Consider the following 20696-nt stretch of genomic DNA (forward strand, 5'->3'; position numbering starts at 1 on the left):
GCACAACGAACGATTGAGACTTAATTGGCAAGCCTCGCCACAGGATGCGCGTTCGTCGACTCACGGTGAAATAGTTTCTCAGTCAACGACGCTTTGTGAAACGTATATGCGTTTTTTGCTCCCAGCGTGCCGTCCCAATTTTCGATGTTGACAGCATGCACCGGCGACATACGTTCCGTGAACGCGATGCCTGCGTCATCACTTTCCGGACGGACCAGGTAGACCCGAGGTACCAGCACCGTCTGTTCGCTACCGTCGGCCAGGCGGACCCGCTTGTTCACCATCCAAACGATATCCTCGGATAACGCTGATATCTGGGCCTCGGTCAATGGTTGCCCCACGCGAAGACCCAACGCCGCAGCCTGCGCGACCCCGGAATCCATCAACGCGCGATAGCCCGCGTAGGCGTCAGCGTCATCCGCGCGACGTACCATTCCGTTTACCGCCAGCATCTGCCGAACAACAAGATTCAGTTCGTATTGCGCATCGCCTAAGCGTTTGTATAGTCGCGGATCTTCTCCAAGCGCCCGCAGCACGTATTCGCTCGACGAAAAACCTTCATCGTCCTCCACCGATGCAACAACTGTCTTCAGTATTTTTCGTCGGTAATATTCCGAGGCGGTCAATGCAGTGCGGCTCGTAAAGCGCGCATCCGTTTCAATGAGATATCGAGCGTCCAGCGCCGGGTGGAGAATGTGCACACCTTGGCGCGGTGCGATGCCTAACCAATCAGACACACCGCCACCTGACTCAAGGTCAGTCAGATCGACCTCCCACTCCACGTTGTGAGGCCGTTTGGCATGCGGGTCTTGCGCAAAGCCCGATGCATTGGGTGGCGACGCACCGGTCGGTATTGCACTTGGCGAGGTCAGTGTTGGGGTTTCTGCAGCAGAGTCGCTCTCCCCGTTGCTGCGCGCCGCCGTGGTGTTATCGGCAAAGACATTTTGCCAAACGAGATTCGGAGTCGTTCCAGCACTTTTCGGTTGTACATCGCCAGCGAGATCGTGCGGAGTCGAAGTGAAGTCCGACAGTGGTCGGCCCGTCTTACCGACGATGGTGCTGAGATCAAGGTTCCCGCCGAGATTCTCCGGTTTCTGTGAAAACCGGTGTGCTTCGTCATGTACTAGCGTACTTTCATTTCCTGCAACAAACCGATGGCCACTGGGGGGGGCGAAGTTGCTTGAATGAGCATCCGATGCGCGACAGGATTTTTCGATCGGTTGGGCGATCGGTTGGGCGACGCTGAATACCTCGCCAACACCGACAGCAGCCATTGCGCCGCCACGTATGACACCTCCGACGTGACCAATCACGGCACTTCGAGGTGGCGCTTTCCAATGCACTTGTTCCTTTATCTGTTTTTCTCGATCAGCCTGCGTCTCCTTGTCAGCAAAAGATCCAAGCGCACGCCCATAAGATGACGTGATGTCGAAAGTGGTCCGTTGCGTTAGCCGCGTTCCGCTATTTTCAATTGTCGCGCCGCCGCCCGCATCTCCGCCGGGATCCGTGCCATCTCCCGATCGCAGTCGACCATTGATTTGCAAGTCACCAGCGCTCGTAATCTCGCCATGGAGATTTTCAAGGCGCTCACCCATTGCCATGTGCACTGCCCCACCGGAAGCGATACGCGCAGGTGTGGCTTGAGAATCAGGAACATGTACCTGGCGCGTAACCGTCGTTTTAGCATCGCGACATATCTCGATCGGATAGCGCGATTCCCTGCTTTTCCGTTGTGTGGTCACGAGATCAAGTATCGGATCTCGATAGTCTGATTCCGCGTCCAGCCTCACCCAACCCGTGGCTGCCCCCCGAGCAGCCTTGTCAAACTGGATTGCGCCATGCATATTTTCCGCAGGCCTGCGGCCATTCGGCCCGAAGACGGGTGCGCCAAGAACATGGTCCGGGTTTTCGACATTGTCTTCGCGACGATGAATAAAAACCTCTCGCGTACCTGCGCTAACGTCCAGCCGTTCTTCGAATCGATGCTGGACTTTATCGTGATAGCTCGTCCCACCCTCGATGAGCCTGAAAGCCGAGTCATTACCGTGCGTCCGTATCACCACGCGATCGAGGTCTATCCCGTCCGGCGTGACAACGTGATGCGTGGACAGAATGTCCTCTGGCCGGACGAAATAGACATCGAACTGGTTTGTATTGGCGTTGTGCCATGGGGTACCGGATTCAGTTGGATCGGTACGATGAAACCACGGTAAAGGCCGCAGTCGCGTTGTCGTGGTTTCAGTGCGCTCTTCAATGCGTCCAGGGCGACTATTGACATTACGCAACGTCTGCGCAGCCACACCCATATCGCGCATCGCAACAATCTCGGCGTCCACGTTCTCGACCAATTGCGTCTTCGTTGCAGTACGCGAGGCTTCAACGTTAGCAAACGCCTCCCCGCCAATCATCACTGACGCCCCGCTGTATATCCGTGCCCGGTCGGCGTTATAAAGATGATCCCGAACCCAGAGTGCAACATTGTCCCGTGCAACGATCCGCGCCTGGTTACCCGACTGCTTGATCCAATCGGCTTTCAGCGTGACGTTTCCACCAAACAATCCAGCGTGATTCTCTATATCCAACGCCGTTACGCTTACCGCTTCGGCATCCATCAAACCAGTGTTTTTTACATGGTTCGCGCTTACGTCCAACTTACCTATGGATGAACGAATCGTCGCATCGTTATGCAAGTAATTTGTCGTCAGTCCGATATCGCCATCGCTGTCGATCGATCCTTTTTCGCGGTTCTCCAGTGATGCATTGGCACGAGCGGTCAGGCCCTTTGCACCATGCATCCGGCCGACGTTACGAATCGCGGCGTCTGTGCGAATGTCCAGCAAACCACCCGACTCCATCGCCCCCGAAGCCTCTTGCACGATATCCTGCTTGCTGGCTAACGTCATGTCCGATCGACTCTGCATCGTGCCCGCATGCGACATGCCGTTATCGAGCGCGATATCCAGCTTTCCGCCAGCGTCAACAACGTCGCGCTCCGATAGCCGCAACGGGTCCTTCACATGCAACGCAACGTCAAAATCCGCGGCAACCTTACCAACGCCACGAACCGTGCCGATATCGAAAGCGAGCATGGGATCGAGGCGATGCGCGGCGAGATGCGTCGTGCGATGAGATATCTCACCATCCTGGTTGTCCAGGGCGTCAGCGACAACCCGTATCGAATCCGGCGACCGAGATTGTATTTTTCCGCCTCGATTATCCAATTCACGCGCCTGAAGGCATGACCCTTCTTTCTCCCACGACGCGTGCGTCAAGATCGGTTCGATCTTGACCAATCCACCCGCGTTCAAAAGTCTGTTTTTTGCGGTGAGATGCAAATTGGACGCAGAAATCTCTCCGGCATTCCAGATATCACGGGCATCTATTGCTACCTGCCCATCGGCTCCGATATACCCCCCCGAAGCGAGCGCCACCGTTTCAAGGCTGGTGATACGGGCGTCGCCGCTCGCTACAATGACACCGCCATCGCCTTGGACTTTCGTGGCATCAATCTCGATGTCATGCGCCGTTATCTGACCACGATGGTTTTTCAGTAAAGACGTTTCAATCCGTGCACGACCATTGCTGTCCAGCGAGGCGCCTTCGCCCATGGCGCTGCCGGCGGCGTGGATTCCAAGAATGCCATCTTCGTTAGACAGCATGTCTGTCGCGCGAAGGTCTGCGGACGCCGCCCTGATTTCGCCACGGTTTAGAATCTCGGGTACGTCAATAGCGAGATGACCGGCACTCTTGACATAACCATGTTCATCGAGAGATACCCGTTTTTTCCCTAGTATCTTTACCTGGTGCGTGCCGAGAACAATGCCGTTTCCGCTTTGATATTCATCGACGTGAATCGCTATATCCTTGGCCGTGATGCGGCCACCTGGATTATGCAAAAGCGGTGTCTGGATAGAGATCGAGCCTTCGGGTTTCAGCGGATCAGGACCGGCGTTGATCAATCTACCTTGATTCACTATATGTTTCGTTCCAAACAACGACACTTCCTGCCCGAATATTTCCCCCGCGTTGCGGATTTCCTCCGCATTGATATCGACCGCGCCGTGGCTCCCGATAAATCCGTCGACCTCCAACGCTACAAGATGGTCAGCATTCACCATGACCTGCCTTGTGCCCTCGATCGCACCACCGGGCACCGTTACGGTCTTAGCGTGAACATCGACTTGGCCTCCCGCAATCCGCCCACCACGCTCGGAGGTAATGGCATTTTTTGCTTGCAACGCGACATGCTGCCCGCTGATTTTCCCACCGTTGACGATACCGCTGCCGCTAATCTCAACATGACGGTTGCCGTCGATCACGCCGCCGCTGTCGAGTGATACCGTACCAACGGTCTTGATGACGACGTCATTCGTCGCGGCAATCGTGCCATTGCCGCCGTCATAGATATCCGCCGCGATATCGATATTGCGGCCGCCGATTTCCCCGCCGGCACTGTTATCCACACGCCCTGCGTTTAAGGATACGGTTTCACTGCCCACCCAACCATTGGCACCCGGCGTGGCAGCGACGGGTTGTTCCTTGGTCACAATCTTGCCGCCCTGGTTGGACAGCACGCCGCTTTCGCCAACATCGATGGCAACGTCTGATCCGTTGATTTCTCCCGCATTATCAAGACGCCGCGCTTTGATATCAACCCAACCGTCGCCGCCTATATGACCCGTTTTTAATAGCGACACCCCTTTGTCTGCTTCGATGGTAAGACTACGTCGTCCATCGAGCGACCCGTCCGCCACTAAAAGGTCAGCCGCAAGAATATTGACATTGTTGCCAACAACCTCGCCTCCGATGTTGAATAGTTTGCTTCTTGTCAGTAATGACACGTCGACGCCACGTATTTTCCCGCTATTCCCAAGCTGGTTCGCGGCGGTTATCAGCACAGACCCGCCAGAGAGCGTACCTGCGTTCTGTATATCGTCGGCCACGATTTCAACCGCGCCTTGCCCGCCAATACTGCCATTTGCATCAAGGGAGAAAGTACTGCCGCCCACGATCCGGATTTGCTTCGATCCAAAGGCCATGCCATCGCCGCCTTTGTAATCCGCAACGGCAATGTCAACGTCCCGGCCACGGATATCACCGGCCGCATTTGTCAGCGTCTTGGTCTTTATTGACACGCCTCCGGAGGCATCATGTTTTGCTGACGCAGGACCATGCGCATTATCCGCAGAGGCTTGATCATCCCTTGCCTCGATCTGGCCACGGCGATTGAACACCGTCCCAGGGGATTCCATGGCTAGCTGCCTACCGATAGACACGGCGTCATCATGGACAATATCCTCGCCGCGTGCCTTGATCGTCAGCACGTCACCCGAATACGTCCGTGCGACCGTACAGTCAACTCCGCTCCCCTCGAAGGTAACGGGCCCCCGTGCCCTGGACGTACCACGCAAGCGCAAGGGACCGCGTGCATTGACTGTCAGCGCATTTCGTGCCGTGACGTTCCCTGCCATATCAACGTCACCACCGCTCACCCAAAACGTGTTCGCCGTGGTATCTCCTTCGTGAAGGACCGTTTTAGCACTATTGATCGTGACATTGGGCGCGCGCAGTTGTCCCCGCTGCACGACGTGATTGGCGGCGAACCGCACCCCCGCATCCGCGTGTGCCACGCCGGTAAGCGTGATGCGGTCAATGGCCTCCACCACCGCATCGGTGGCCCGAAGGTTTCCCGCGACGTTCGCTTCGCCGGCCTGGATGTGCAACTGGTTTCCCGCTTCGGCCCACCCGCCATAGGCAACCTGGTCCGCCTGTATGTCGATGTCTTTCCCCGCGAGCAGACCCGCACGGATGTCGGCGGACCGTGCCTTGAACGTAAGCGTTTCCGCCTCGCCGTCGGCCACCAGATGCGGCGCTGCCGAAGCATGGCCCCCGGGGCCGTCCCGATGAGGGCCATCCCATTCGAGGTGGCCTTCGATGTTCAACGCCAGTGTGCGACCGGCCGACAACTTGCCGCCCTCCGCCACCCGCATGCCCATCCCATCCTCTGTTCCCGTCAAGGTGATTGCATTTGCATACATGCCACCCAGATTTGCGACATCGATCGCGACGCCCTTGCGCGCGCCCGGTGATGACGCCGTGCATGGGGGCATACCGTGGTCATCGCCTGCCCGCGGCTTCGGCGTTACCCGCATCCCTTGATAGTCGATATCATTTTGGCCTGTTGCAATCGTCAATTCGTTTGCATGTATTGCGGCGTTGATCTGCGTCGCACGGGCCAGCAGTGCCACCCCGTCAGTTTGGCGCGCATCAAGCCCCTTTCCGGACACCGTGATCGTCCCGTCATCAACGCGCAGGCCGTCGACCAACCCACCCGCTGAATAACGCGGCACGCCAGTGCTCAACCACGCCTGCGACGTATTGATGAAACCGCCACCATCGACCATGATGCCGTTCGGGTTCGCGATGATGAGATCCGCGCGCTGCCCCGCTATTTCAAGAAAACCACGCAAATGCGAAGGCGCATTGGCATGCACTTCATTGATGATAAGCGTCGCGGATCGGCCAAGCAGCGCCGGGTTGCCGAGAATTTCACCGCCTAATTGGGTGTTCGCCCCGTATGGTGCGTTATTCAGAATAGCGCCGCGCTCACCGATATCGAATTGTGAATAGTGATTGTGAGATACGCCCGCGGGAGAAGGCGCAACGATATCGACCTGCGGCAGGCCGTTGTGCGTGCTAACAACGTTCGGGATCGGCCCGTGGGTGGGGTCCGCCGTGATCTGCGCGAGAGCTTGACACGATAAGGTTGAAAATAGTGCGCATATCACTATTTTCATATGGCGTCGTACGAACCAAACATCCCTTCTCTTATAAACGAGCGTTCCATCTGGCATTGTGTAAATCTCTTTTTTCGTAACCAACCAATCAACTTTTCGACTTCTATTGCAACCATTTTGCGAAGTCATGCGCTTTAAAACAACACCACCCTATCGATAAATTTCATCACGCAAATACATCGTCATCCTAATTAATGACGTCTTTCCGTGTCGCGCCCATCGCCGTACGATAAAAGCAGAAGATTCGACTAGTTATTGCCTATACGCCTCCACGTAATGCCAAATGAGGCATGGCAATAAGGTCTTAATGCAATGGCGGATTCTACGATTGGAATGCCGGCTAAGCGACGTTGAAGACAGCATGACTGCTTTTTCCGTGACGCAACTTCGCACCGCATCACGACGGCGATAGGATACGCCGCTAGATAGGAACGCCAATACCAGCCGTGCCTTCAAAAGGCAACGCAAAATCGTTGCAACGACAGCTTGGCGAATGGTTTTAGCGCATCAAGCCGCTCGCGCGGAGCACACGCCGCTCGATGGACTGCATCAACACATGGTCGTCACGGGCGGCGCTGGCCAATGTGAGCCATTGTCGGGCGCGCGTCATGCCGGTGTACACCAATTCACGGGTCAGGATCGGATTCATCCGGGGCGGCAGGACAAGGGCCGCATGGGCAAACTCCGAGCCCTGGGATTTATGTACGGTCATGGCAAACACCGTTTCCACCGCCTGCAATCGGCTGGGAAGCACCCACTTGACCGCGCGACTGCCATCGCTTGCAAGAAAAGCCACACGTAATCGACTCAATCCCTGCCCGGCACGCTCGTACATGCCCGTCTGCGCGGCAAACGGGGGCGTGCCTGCCTTGATGGTTGCTCCCGTGTCATCGACTGTCGATATGACGTTCGCCGGATCGGAGGGCGGCCCGATCAACGTCATGCCAATGTCGCCGTTCATCAGCCCCAGCCCGTAATCGTTGCGTGTCACCAGTACCGGACGTCCAACGTACCACGGCGTAGGCGCGCGAACTTGACGCATCGATGGCAACGCAATCAAACCCGCTTCATGCAGCGTCCTTGCAATGCGATCGTTCAAACCATCGACGCCCCATTCGCCCCGCCGCAGCGCGCAAAGCATTTGAAAACCACCGTAGGCGTCCAACACGGCGCGCGCCCAGTTGTCGTAATCATCGCGCACGACATTGAACGGATGCGACGACGTTACCCGATCATGGCGCGCCTCCCCGAATGCGGATGTCCCTGAGTGCAGACCATGGCGCGCATCGGGTATTGGCACTGCCACGCCTGGTGCCGTGCCGTCGGCGGTTAACGCCCCGTGCGGGGCTTGCTCCCGTAATACGCGCAGGTAACGCGCATAGCCGGACCGCGACGCTGGCGTATCCGCCGCCGACGCCAGCGTGCCGTTCGTCGACACATCGGCATCCGAGACCCCGCCATGGATCACGAGATTCCTGAAAACCGTTGCATCCACGTCGGACGCCGGTGACAGCGCGACGTATGCAAGATCCGGATACGGTGTCGCGCGGATCTCGCGCAGCGCGCGAGCATCTCCCTCGTTCACGGCGTGGGCCAGGCGACCAATACCACTGTCCGCCGTGAAGCGATGGCTATGCCGGAGCATCGCGATGGCTTGATCCAGCGGGGCGCCGTCGGGATCGCGCAACGACGCATCGATCGATGCGCCCGTCGCGGAGGCAATCCATGCGCAAGTCTCGGGCGTGTAATGACCTTGCTGCGCGCGTGCACACAGTTCGCCGAGCACCGCGCCGGCCTCAACCGAGGCCAATTGATCCTTGTCCCCTAGCAGAATCAACCGCGCACCCGTCGGCAATGCAGCAAGCACGGCGGCCATCATTTCGAGATCGACCATCGACGCTTCGTCGATGACCAATACGTCCAGCGCCAGCGGCGTATCGGCATCATGTCTGAAACGTCGGCTGTCGGGGCGGCTCCCCAGCAACCGATGCAACGTGGTCACCTCGGTGGGTATCGCGGCCCGCAAGCGCGCCACGATGGCGTTGGTCGAATCGGGATGGGCGGCAGTGGCGATATCGACGTGCGCCGGGAATGACGCACCCTCGCCGTGCGTCGTGGGGGGCAATAGCGCGGCAAGGTCGCACAACGGTAGCGATGCCACCGCGCGGGAAATGGCGTCGTTGAGGCGCGCCGCCGCCTTGCCGGTGGGCGCGGCAAGGCGTATGCGCAAGGCACGGCCGCGGCGATGCGGGCCATCGGCCGTGCCATGACGGGTCGCCATCGATGCATCCGCCGTCTGCGCTGGAGGAACGCCGGATGCGCCGCCATCCGACAGGGCGAGACATTGCAGTAACGCGAGCAGACGAACGACCGTTGTCGTCTTGCCGGTCCCGGGACCGCCGGTGATGACCCCGAAACGCTGACGCGTCATCAATGCACACGCCAGTTTTTGCCAATCGGTGACGTCCGTGGGCAAGCGTCCGGACGGAGGGAAAAGACAGTTCAACAACGCACGCAAGGTGCCGTCGGTCGCTGCGCCGGTTCGCGATGTGGGCGCGGCGACCCGCTGGAAGATGGCGGTGCGGACCGCTTGCTCGTACCGCCAATACCGACGTAGATACAAACGCGCATCGCCCTCGTCCGTCTCCACCAGAACGAGTGGCGAAGCCGCGTCGGGTGGCGGATCGAAAAATGCCATTGCCGATGCGACATGCGACATGGCGGGCATCGTCGATGTCGCAACGCGTGTGACCAGGCCCGGCACGAGCAGGGCCGAACGCCAGACCGCGACGTCGATACCATTCAGCAGCACTTCCGGCGTTACCGCTCGTTCCGCAACGCGCCGCGCGAAAGTATCCAGCGCACGCGCGTCATCGGCCACATGGTTGAATGGTGCGCCACGCATTGGTGGCCCGCCCCAGGACGTGCCATCCGATGAAGCGAGCACGGCACCGGACGCCTGAAACGCGGCGCTTTCCTCGGGAGGCAAGGACAAGGCAAAACGCGGATCGTGCAAGGTATCGGCCAGCGTCACGCAAACATGGCCTCGCCCGAGCTGGTGACTGGCCAGCGCCGCGCCCAGCAGCAGCAACGCCGGCGCGGCGGGCACCTGCTCCATGAGAAAGGCGGCAAAGGCACGGTCCAACTCCCGCAGCCAACCGCGTCGCGCCCAGTCACGAAGGATCACCAGCATCTCCGCGCCCGATAAGACGAGCACGTTCGGCGGCACGTCAGCGTCTCGCTCGCTGGGGGGCTCCGGTTCAATAATCGGTTGCGGTTCGGAGGCGGGCTTCGGTGGGGTGATCGATTTCGGTTCGGCGGTCGCGCTCGACGGTGCCATGGCTAGGCCGAGATCCGGCTCCTGGGCGAATGTGAACGCCATTTGCGCCTGCGCTTGAACATCGTCCCGCGCGCGCGCATCGCCTTGATGCGTCGGCTTACGCGTCGTCCGGCCCTTCTTGTCGCTATCGCGCACGCCGCTCATCGCCCCCCCTCCGACATGCCGTCGAAATCGGTCGGTGCGCCAGCGACATCTTGTACCTGTGATGGCGAGGCGGTGAACAACGCCTCCATCTCGTCGATCATCGCGCGTGGCAGGCACGCATGATAGACGCCATGCGTTGCAGCCCGGCCACCGCGCAAGAAAAGATAGAGCGCGCCGCCAACATGGGTGTCGTAGTCGTAATCCGGTAATCGCGCGCGCAGCAGGCGGTGCAATGCGAACACATACAGGGCGTATTGCAAATCGTACCGTTTTGCCGCCACCGCTTCCGCCATGGCCTGCCTCGTGTAGGCACGCGCATCGTCCCCCAGCCAGTTCGACTTGTAATCCACGACGTAGTAGCGCCCCTGATATTCAAACACCAGGTCGATAAACCCCTTTAACATCCCATTCATATGATGCGGGGTCAGTCGCGCACGCGGCGCATCCTCGGGCGTGTGGCGCCGTACGATCTGGTCGAGCAGCGGAGCTGACACGTCGTGAAGACTGAACCAGAACTCCATTTCCACTTGATAGCCATGCAAGTCAGCCAATGACGGGCCGTACGAGACCGTTGAAACGCGCTCCGCCGATTTCAACGTGGCGGCGGGACTGTCCCGATGAGTCGATTCCTCGTCGACTGCATCGCCTACGTCGCCCTCAACCGGCTTCCCCACTGCAATCGGCAGCGGAAGCGGCGTGGCAAGCCAGTCTTGCAGCCATTGGGTAAGCGGCGCGATCCAGACATCCCATCCTCGCACCTGGCAACGGCGCGCAATCTCGTCGCGCAGGCTGTCGCCTGTCACCACACGATCGAATCCTTCTTCACCAGCCCATTCCAGTAGACCATGCAGAAAACTACCCGGTCCGGGACCGCGCGGAAAAGCATGCATGGCATCGAGCGGGGACGGCGGAGAGGTATTCAATGCATCCGTACCCAGTTCGTCGCTCGTGGCGAAGAAGGCATCGTCCACCTCCTCGGCGTACAGGGCCTCGTGCGCGCTTTCCAAGGGCGGCGCCATCTGCACACGCGAACCCTGCGCCATCGCGGCAAGCGCCGTATAGCTCGCAATCCACCAGGTCTCTCGCGGAACGGCGGGCGGTGCCCGTTCCGGCGCCAATGCCGCGAGTTCCTGCCCGTCCGCGTGCGCGGCCTCGGCCACATGCAGTGCTACATCCGCCCTGTCGTCCAGGGACGACGTCACATCAGTGGTCGGCAACGCGGTCACCGCGATATCGCCGCAGCCGCCGCGGAAACGCTCGAGCACCGCGGCAATATCGCCCGGCGGAATCGGCTGGCCACCGTGCAGTAAATAGCCTAGCGCACCGCGATGCAAGTCCGCCAACGGCGCCACACCGATCCACGTCGCATACTGGGCACGCGTCAATGCCACGTACAGCTTGCGCAGGTCTTCACCCAGCCGTTCGTCATCCACACGGCGCACCGCATCGGCGTCGCCGCGCAAGCGCACGTGCGTCTGGTGCCGCGCATCGTGCCAGATCAGTGGAACATCACTGTCCTTCACCGCGCGATAGGCACTGGCGAACGGCAGGAACACCAACGGATACTCAAGCCCTTTCGACTTGTGTACGGTGACGACCTTGACCCGTTCCGCATCGCTTTCCAGGCGTAGCTTGCGTGCATCGTCCTGGCTACCGGCATCACGCCGTTGTTCGGCCAGGTGCCGAATCAAGGCGTGTTCGCCATCCAGCACGCTACTGGCTTGTTGCAGCAGTTCGGCAAGATGCAGCACATCGGTCAGGGCACGTTCGAGGTTCGCCGCCAGCAGACGGCCCGGCACGCCAAAATCATGCAACAAGCGATGCAACATCGGCAGCACACCCTGGCGTTGCCATGATCGACGGTATTCGCGGAATTGCGTCACATGCGCTTCCCAGACGGCTTCGTCCGAATTCAACCGATCGAGGTCGCTCCAATCCAACCCCAGTATCGGGGAAGCCAACGCGGTACGCAGCAAGCGGTCGTCATCCGGTGTCGCACAGGCGGCAAGCCAGCGTTGCACATCATCCGCGGCCTCGCTCGCGAAAACCGATTCCCGATCCGAGAGATACACGGAGCGGATACCTCGCGCCTGCAATGCCTGTTTGATGGCACGGGCTTCGGCACCGGTATTGACCAGTATGGCGATGTCGGCGGGCTGTACCGGGGTCACATGACCGGAGGCGTCGCGGAACCCGGCGCGATGCTGCTTGCCCAAGGCAAGCAGATGCACGATATGCGCGGCGCATGCGTGCGCAAAGCGATGCTGGTAAGCGTTGCGCGGCAGCGCGATGCCGTTGTCGCTATCGGTCCACCAGGCCGTCAGGGCCGCCGACCTTTCCCCGTCGACCCACCATGCCCGATTCCGGCCAGAGGCGTCCACCGGCAAGAACGGCAGCGGATTACGCGTTACGCCGGCATGCGCCGCCAACACGTCCGTAGCCGCGCGGAACAGAAAGGCGCCTCTGCCTTCAGGGCGGATTTCAGCTTGTTCGAAACAGTGATTGACGGCCGCCACCATCGATAGCGTCGATCGATAATTGGTTCCCAGCGTGTAATGCCTGCCAGCCGTCGCCTCGCGCGCCAGCAAGTAGGTGTGGATGTCCGCACCCCGAAACGCGTAAATCGCCTGCTTCGGATCGCCAATCAGAATCAGTGCATGGACCGGTGCGCCGGACGGCACCGCATCCGCCTCTACCGCCCCGTTGGAAGACGCATGCGCGCTACCGTCTTCGTCACGTGAACCCTCGACTGCGCATTCCAATTCAGCTTCACTTCCGGCATCGGTGTCGGCTCCACGCACCCGATACACCGCATCGAAAATTCGATACTGCAGCGGATCGGTATCCTGAAACTCATCGATCATCGCGACCGGGAACTGGCGTCGGATCAACGCGGCCAGACGCTGACCATTGTTGCCCTGGAGGGCGGCATCGAGACGGCGCAACAGGTCGTCGAAGCCCATCTGCGCGCGCCGCTCCTGCTCCAGCGCAAAACGTCCGGCCACCCAATGCACCGCATGTCGCAAAATGGTATCGCGCGCATCAGGCAATGCGGCCAATGCCTGCCGTAACAACGGCAACGCCGATAACGCCGGATGGTCAGGCGGCTCGCCGACCTTCCATCCTTCCGCCAACCCCGCCTCCGAGAGGCGATTCCATGCGGCATCAGGAAGCAGCAACGGTGCGGGCGCTTCCTGCGCGGCCCAGTTTCGCAAGATCTCCAGCCAGGGCTTGTAATAGCGTGCCTGGATCTTACGCCCGTCCACGCGCTTGGCCGCGCACGCGTCATCGAGCAGCACCGCGAGCTCATCGACCCATGCCGCCCATGGCGCGCGCAAGGCATCGAATCGCACCTGTGCCGCGGCGCGCGCCGTTGCAATCGCGTCCACGGGGATCTCGCCGGGCGGCAATACGCCAACATGCGCCAACAACCGCGTGACCTGCGCATACAGGGAAGGCTTGCCGAGCAGCGGCCCCGTCGGCGGATCATCAGGGCCGGACCACCATCCGAGGATCGCGGCCGCACCTGCATCATCGACGGGATAGAGGAACGTCCGCCAATAATCGCGGATCACCTCGGCAAGCAGGTCGCGCTGGTCGGTCTCCAGGCGCTGCGCAAACAAACTGTCGCTGTCGAATGCGTGTTCACGCAACATTCGATAGCACCAGCCGTGAATGGTCGATACCGCCGCTTCATCCATCCATTCGGCGGCAATGCGTAACTTGTGCGCCGCCGCGCCCCATTGATCCGGAGGCATCATCGCCAACAGTCGAAACAACAGATCGCCACGCAACGCGGCGTCCTGTACCGCCGCTTCGACGTCCTCCACGCCGACGTCACCATCGTGCAATCCGGCTGTCGTACTGTCCCACTGCGTTGCCACCGCCTGAAACAACGCGGCCGCCTCGCTCAAGCGCGCGCGAATGCGGTCACGCAGTTCCTTGGTGGCGGCATCCGTGAAAGTGACGACGAGAATCTCGGGCGGCGACAGTGCCCGCGCCGTCCCCAGCCCCAGGACAAGACGCAGATACAACGCGGCGATCGTGAACGTCTTGCCGGTCCCCGCACTTGCCTCGATAAGGCGGCTTCCGCGTAACGGAAACGACAAGGGATCGACAATGCCAGGCATTCTGTCCCCTGGCATGCCGTCGTCCGTAGGAACATCAGCGTCGATGAAAGGCCCGTGCGTCACCGCTCCCCCTTTGTTCGATGCTTGCGCGGCAGCGCGTGATAAATCGGTTCCAGCAAGGTACGCGTCCAATACGCGGCATCGCCATGCGCCCACAACGACGCAAACGTCGGAAACGCTCGCCCCAGGTAGGGGTTCTCGTCGCGTTCCGCCGGGGTCGTCGACGCGCCGTCCTCGTAGACGGCGCGGGCTGCTTCCCATGCGTCGCTGCCGGGGCCGCCCGGATCGACGTCTGGCACGACGGCATCGGGGACGGCGGACGCCTGCGCCGCGCCGGGCCGGATATCATCGCCGTCGGAAAGGTGACCCGCCCGTGCCCCGCCGCGCTCGAGCCAGGTGAACCCGGCACGGATCGCCAACGGCAATGGCGCCCGCATGCCGATCTCCCACGCACGAAGCAGCGCTTGCCAGAACGCCAATGCGTCGGCGTCCGCTATCGGTGCGAACTGCATTTCGCCTTTCTTGCTGAGCACCCATGTCGTCAAGGGGCCGCCGCTGATATGCGCGGCAAGATGCTCCACCCAATGCGGAATCGCCCGGTCACGCCGATAACTTTGCGTGGTTGAAATCAGTGCGCTGCTGCTGGTGACAATGCGCGCCCGCGCGCCGTCGTCGGCACCGCGCAAGCCGGTAATCCAATCGAGTACCTGGCGCGCGTCGGCGTCGCCATCCACCGCATCAATCGGATATCGATAGTCCAATGCTTCGTCGGGCAGCCGATACGGCCAGGTGGCGAGCAGGCCATCGTATTGCGCGAAAAGCGGCACGAGTGGTTCGCGCAGCGCCGCCACCGCGGCATCGCCAAAGGCGCCGACCGGTAACGCGCCACGCCGCGCGAAGCGCCGCAGCTGCGCATCGACGACGGCGTGGAGCGTCGCGGCGATGGCGGCTTGATCAGCGGCAACGTGGTGTGCCGCGTTCCCGTCTACTGCGCCATGCGCATCGCCTGACAGCAACGCGCGCTGCACCGCGCCACGACGGCGAATCAACTCGTCTTGCAAGGCCCAGGTCTGCAGTCCATCCACGACGAAGGGTTCCTGGTCCTCGCCGATCGGATCATCGGTCTCGAACGTCACCTTCAATCGCGTGCGGAAAAACGCACGAACCGGGTTGCGCAGGAAATCCACGAGGTGATGCACCGTCAACTCGCCGTCCCACGCGATGGGCGGCAACGGTGACGATTGCCGCGACACGCTGGCCAACCCTGTCGCCGCAACCGGCACCGAGTTGATCGTGCGTTGCCGGCGTGCCTCGGCTTGCGCGACCAGGCCGTCCCGCCACTCACGTGCGAAGCTGAACAAGCGCGGGTCCCCGGTATCGGCGAAGTACGCGCGATTGAACGGCTGCATCCGATGATCCACCGTCAGCGCCGACAGCAGCGCATCATCGTGGCCCACCGACAACAACGCGGTCGACGCCGGCGCGGCCCCATCGTCATCCTGGCGGGCCAGGCGCCATCCCGCGGCAAGGTGATCGCGCAGTTGCGCTACCAGCACCGACGTCGGCCGTTCCGAATTGTCATGAATGCTGCGGCCCACCCAGCTGATATGCAGCCTGTCGCGCGCGGACAATACCGCTTCCAGGAACAGATATCGATCATCCTCTCGACGTGAGCGGTCACCAGGCCGGTAATCGGCGGCCATCAGATCAAAGTCCATGGGCACGCGGGTGCGCGGATAGTCGCCATCGTTCATGCCGAGCAGGCAGACCATGCGAAAAGGAATCGCACGCATCGGCATCAGCGTGGCGAACGTCACGGCACCGGCAAAGAAGGGTTGCGACAATCCACGCTGCTCCATCTGCGCCAGCCAATGCTCGCGCACGACCGATAGCGGGATGGCATCCGTCATCCGCGATTCGGCACAGGCATCCAGCCAGGACTGCAAGGTCGCGTCCAGCCGCAGCAACGTCAACCCATCGCGGCTTTCGATCTCGCCGCTGGTCCACGCGCCATTGCGACCGTCGGTGCCTTTTCCGTTCCCTGCGCCGACGCCGGCCAACGCATCGACGTCGAAACAATCCGCCAGCAAACCACGCAATCGCACGCCCCAGTCCGAGGGCGACACCGTGTCGCGCAGCAGGCGCCAATACCGGTGCAGCGTGTCCAGCAAATGCGTCAGCGGTCCGAGCAGCGCCGCGTCCAGGCCGCCGATCTCGTCCAGCGGTTCGATCCCGCGCCACGCGGCGTCACTGCCAACCGCATAGCCCAGCAACATCCGACGCAAGCCGAATAGCCAGCTGTTCTGCTCCGGCACGCCCACGCGTCCGGCATTGAGGTCGGGTAGGTTGCCGCGACCCTCCGCCGACTCCGCATCGTCGCTATCCGGCCATGCGACATCTTCTCGCTGCGCGGCATCCAGTCCCCAGCGGATATTCGCGCCCACCATCCATCGGCGCAGCAGCGGCAGGTCGCCCTCGGCAATGCCAAAGCGGGCGCGCAACGCGGGAACGTCGAGGAGATCGAGCACATCGCTGAGCGCCAGCCGGGACTGCGGCAACCCCAGCAGCATCTCCACCGCGCCGAGCAAGGGGTCGTGCCGCAAGGCACCCTGATCCGCCAGCTGGTAGGGGACGTGGCGCGGATCGCGGGTGACCGTCAAGCCGAAAACCGCCTGCACATGCGGCGCGTAGTGATCGATATCGGGCACCATCACGATCACGTCACGTGGCTGCAGCGTGGGGTCGTCGGCGAAGGCCGCCAGCAGTTGATCATGCAGCACTTCCACTTCACGCTGCGTGCTATGGGTGCGATGGAATCGGATCGATGCATCTTCGTCCGGGTCCACCGCTGGCCATCGTTCCCGTGTCTCGCCGAGCGGCCGCAATGCCAGAATGTCGTCCTGCAACTGTTGCAGCAGCGTGGTCTCGCCGTACGATTCGAACAGGTCGATGCGACGATCGATATCGGCGAAGCGCGCCGAGTAGGACTGCGCATCGTCGTGCTGGTCCAGCAGGCCGATGAAATCCCGGCCTTGCTTGCCCCAGGCGGCGAGCAAGGGGTGCGCATGCTGATGCAGCTGCGTGTCGTCCAATATCGCCGGCATGCTCGATTTACGCGACTGTCGCGCCCGCGTGGCGCGCAGCAGATCCTTGTCCGCGATGATATCGGCCCAGTAATGGCGACACGGGTTATGAACACACAACAGCACCTGAGTCCAGGGCGCGATGGCCGACAAGACCTCCAAGGCCTGCTGCGGTAGCGAAGAAATACCAAAGACGATCAGGCGGCGCGGCAGCATCCTCGCGCGCGTGGCGTCCACGGCGGGTTGCAACACCTCATCGGGGATGGCGTTCCAATCGATGGTATCGGCGGCATCGGACACATCGGCGTCCAACGAAGCCGCGTCACGCGCGTCCGTGGTGCCGCGCACGCGACGCGCCACGGACGCGCGCATGTGCGCGATTCGCGTCAGGAAGCGTCGATGAATTTCCGCCCGGCTCGAACGCGCGCGCGCGTCGCCCTCGTTGCCGCTTTCTTCCGCTTCGCGATCATCACGATGATCGCGCCCGACGTCCTCCAGCAAGGCGCGCCACAAACGCGGTTGCCAGGCAAGCGACGCGGCAATCGGCTGGGTGCCTTGTCGGCTGGTCTGGATATCGTCACGACCATTGGCCCACCCCTCCAGCCAATCCGCCCTGTACACCTGATATTGATCGAACAGATCCGCCAGCCGCTCGGCCAGTTGATACCGCTTACGCATATCGGCATCGCGCGCCAGAAAGCGGCGCAAGGGCACGAACGTCGGATCCTCGAGCAGCGTCGGCAGCAATCGCATCAACCGCCAGGTCATCAGCGCCTTATCAAACGGCGAGGTGCGAGGCACCGCATCCTCACCCAGTACGGCACGATAAACCTGCCAGAGAAACCGCGATGGCAGTTGCGCATCCAGCGCGGCCGCAATGCCGCAACCGCCGCTCCCCGCCGCCGCGTCCGCATCCTGCGCAAGCGCGAGCTTCAGCCATTGCGCAATACCGTTGCTCTGAACCAGCACGACCTCGGTTTCCAATGGCCCCAGCGGATGGCGTGTGATCCATTGCACCAGCAATGCGCGCAACGCGTCCGGCTGATTGCCATGAATGACCATGAAGCCAGGACGCAGAAAAGGAGGTCGCATTGCGGGAACGGGGTCGGACAACTGCGTGCGAAACCGCTATTCTAAGCTAATGGTGCACGACGCCATGCCCCCACTACCCTCCCTGGACGACGAAACGCTCATGTCGATTCCTTCCGTCACCCGTTTCCCTTCCGAGGTCGAAGGAGACAACCTCCGCACGACCCCGGACGCCGTCATCCCCTCGCATGCGGAAATCTGGTTGATCCGCCACGGCGAGACCGCCTGGAGCAAGTCGGGACAGCATACAGGCCGTACCGACGTGCCCTTGACCGAGACCGGTCGCGAGCAGGCCATGGCACTCCGGCCCGCACTTGCCGATGTGGATTTCCAGGCGGTCTGGTACAGCCCCCTTTCCCGCGCTCGCGAGACCTGCATGCTCTCCGGCATTCTCGGGCCAAACGGCGCGGCAGCACGGGAATGCCTCGCGCAACCCGATGTACAAGAATGGGATTACGGCATCTACGAGGGCCGTACCACGGCGGATATCCGGCGCAGCGAGCCCGACTGGGCTGTCTGGGAGTCGCCGATGCCCGATGGCGAAAGTCTGCACGACATCGCCGTGCGTGCGCATCGCACGGCGGATGGGCTGCGTGCCGCCTTGTCAAGCACCCGCAACCAGTCGGACCGACCGCGGATCGCGGTGTTCTCGCATGGCCATTTCCTGCGGGTACTGGCCGGCACCTGGATAGGCGACGCCCGCCTGGGCCGCCATCTGACACTCGACACGGCGACCATCAGCGTGCTGGGCTTTGACAGGGAAACCCCGGCGATTCGGCGCTGGAATTGGCGCGCGAGCCTTTAACCCCGTACTGAGACACTCCTGGCGGGTTGCAGCGGTCGCTTGCCGCCAATGCCGCTGGCCAGAATGGTGCCGACCAGCACGATGCCCGTGCCCAGCAGCGTCAGAGACGTCAGCGCTTCCTTCAGGAATATCGCGCCCCAGAGCAACCCGAACACCGGGATCAGGAAGGTGACCGATACGGCGCGCGCCGGTCCGGCGCTCGCGATCAGCGCGAAATACAGCCCGTAGGCGAAAGCCGTGCAAAAAAGGCCCAGCAGCGCCACCGCGATCCAGGCCTCCGGCGGGATCGGGGCCAGGGGCCACCATAACCATGCCAGCGGCAACAAGGCAATGGCCGCCACCAGCATGCTGCCACTCGCGACCGCCAAGGAGTTGACGCCGGTGAGATGCCGCTTCGTGAAGTTCGCCGCAATGCCGTAGCACAGCGTCGCGGCCAATACGGCAAGCGGCGCCAACGGGTTCGACGCCTGCCCCATCGCCCCCGTCAGGTCCGGCCACACAAGCACGACGACGCCCGCGAGCCCGAGCAACATCCCCACCGCGCGCAGGCGTCCGAGTCGATCGCCGAGCCAGACGAACGCCACTAACGCCGCCCATAAGGGGGTGGTCGCGTTAATGACCGATGTCACGCCTGCGGACAGCGTCAATTCCGCATACGCGAACAGGCAGAATGGCAACGCCTGATTCAACAGTCCGACAACGATCAACGCCGGCCAGTGGCCCCGCATTGCAGCAAAACCGCTCGGAGCGGCCTGGCGGGCAGCGGACCCGAGCGGCATGGGCGGCACGATCGGCAAGACGGGCGCCGCCTGCGACTCCGCCAACGGCCCGTCGGACCTGCCGATCGATGGCGCCGCAGCCCTCCTTGTCCGCTGCTTCACGAGCATGAACGCGATCAGGCAAGCGGCTGCGATCGTCACGCGCATCGCCATCAGCGGCACCGGTCCAAACGGCCCTGCTCCAATCCGGATAAACAGGAACGAAGCACCCCAGAGCGCCGCCAGGAAAATCAGCATGCCAAACATTCGCGTTGTCATTACGTCACTATTCCAATGGGTCGCGCGTGGCAACCCGGTATTTCAAAAAGAGGATGTGCGGGTATGGCAATACCCCACGTTGGGCATCGCGACCAATCCAACCACTATAAAAACAGGCTTGGGTGATAAGACAACACCACAACAAGGCCTTCCTGCGAACGGATTAGCATGCGCCTTGTTTTTAGTCGATCGTTTGTCCTGAATCGCCGTTATCAGAAATTGCACGTTACTTTATCGTCGTTGCGCGATACTCTAAGAGAACCTGGTTGGC

General features: G+C 61.5%; 7 protein-coding genes. 2 read left to right on the forward strand and 5 right to left on the reverse strand.

From position 1 onward, the window contains the following. Positions 1 to 20: 20 nt before the first annotated feature. From WM40_RS01495 to WM40_RS01510, 4 genes are all read right to left on the reverse strand, one after another. On the reverse strand, positions 21 to 6797 hold the full coding sequence (locus tag WM40_RS01495; protein ID WP_046151918.1) for a two-partner secretion domain-containing protein: 6777 nt from the start codon (positions 6795 to 6797) through the stop codon (positions 21 to 23). A gap of 499 nt (positions 6798 to 7296) precedes the next feature. Further along, complete coding sequence (locus WM40_RS31030; RefSeq protein ID WP_052738116.1) at positions 7297 to 10281, reverse strand: AAA family ATPase; 2985 nt, start codon at positions 10279 to 10281, stop codon at positions 7297 to 7299. Next, entirely contained in the window at positions 10278 to 14411 is a 4134-nt protein-coding gene (locus tag WM40_RS30860; protein WP_413783792.1) for a UvrD-helicase domain-containing protein, read from the reverse strand. The genes WM40_RS31030 and WM40_RS30860 overlap by 4 nt, the downstream gene beginning before the upstream one ends. A gap of 59 nt (positions 14412 to 14470) precedes the next feature. After that, complete coding sequence (locus WM40_RS01510; RefSeq protein WP_046151919.1) at positions 14471 to 18586, reverse strand: exodeoxyribonuclease V subunit gamma; 4116 nt, start codon at positions 18584 to 18586, stop codon at positions 14471 to 14473. Between the two features lie 100 nt (positions 18587 to 18686). Here WM40_RS01510 and WM40_RS01515 point away from each other — a divergent pair, with 100 nt between their 5' ends. Further along, positions 18687 to 19388 (forward strand): histidine phosphatase family protein, encoded by a 702-nt coding sequence (locus WM40_RS01515; protein ID WP_081765208.1) that lies wholly within the window; start codon positions 18687 to 18689, stop codon positions 19386 to 19388. On the opposite strand, the gene WM40_RS01520 is transcribed toward WM40_RS01515, so the two are convergent. Beyond that, a complete protein-coding gene (locus WM40_RS01520) occupies positions 19385 to 20425 on the reverse strand; it encodes a DMT family transporter (RefSeq protein ID WP_046151920.1) in 1041 nt (346 codons plus the stop codon). The two genes, WM40_RS01515 and WM40_RS01520, sit on opposite strands and share 4 nt — an antisense overlap. Between WM40_RS01520 and WM40_RS29860 the strand changes: the two genes are divergently transcribed. Then, entirely contained in the window at positions 20403 to 20627 is a 225-nt protein-coding gene (locus WM40_RS29860) for a hypothetical protein (RefSeq protein ID WP_157685230.1), read from the forward strand. The genes WM40_RS01520 and WM40_RS29860 overlap by 23 nt on opposite strands. Positions 20628 to 20696 lie beyond the last annotated feature (69 nt).

The sequence above is a fragment of the Robbsia andropogonis genome (assembly GCF_000970345.1).
In the GTDB taxonomy this organism is placed as follows: domain Bacteria; phylum Pseudomonadota; class Gammaproteobacteria; order Burkholderiales; family Burkholderiaceae; genus Robbsia; species Robbsia andropogonis.

What these genes read in the sequence shown, in the direction of transcription:
- WM40_RS29860 (WP_157685230.1), top strand. Translation starts at nt 20,403, where the DNA reads ATGCCAAACATTCGCGTTGTCATTACGTCACTATTCCAATGGGTCGCG.
- WM40_RS31030 (WP_052738116.1), bottom strand. Translation starts at nt 10,281, where the DNA reads ATGAGCGGCGTGCGCGATAGCGACAAGAAGGGCCGGACGACGCGTAAG.
- WM40_RS01510 (WP_046151919.1), bottom strand. Translation starts at nt 18,586, where the DNA reads ATGCGACCTCCTTTTCTGCGTCCTGGCTTCATGGTCATTCATGGCAAT.
- WM40_RS01515 (WP_081765208.1), top strand. Translation starts at nt 18,687, where the DNA reads ATGTCGATTCCTTCCGTCACCCGTTTCCCTTCCGAGGTCGAAGGAGAC.
- WM40_RS01495 (WP_046151918.1), bottom strand. Translation starts at nt 6,797, where the DNA reads ATGAAAATAGTGATATGCGCACTATTTTCAACCTTATCGTGTCAAGCT.
- WM40_RS01520 (WP_046151920.1), bottom strand. Translation starts at nt 20,425, where the DNA reads ATGACAACGCGAATGTTTGGCATGCTGATTTTCCTGGCGGCGCTCTGG.
- WM40_RS30860 (WP_413783792.1), bottom strand. Translation starts at nt 14,411, where the DNA reads ATGCCTGGCATTGTCGATCCCTTGTCGTTTCCGTTACGCGGAAGCCGC.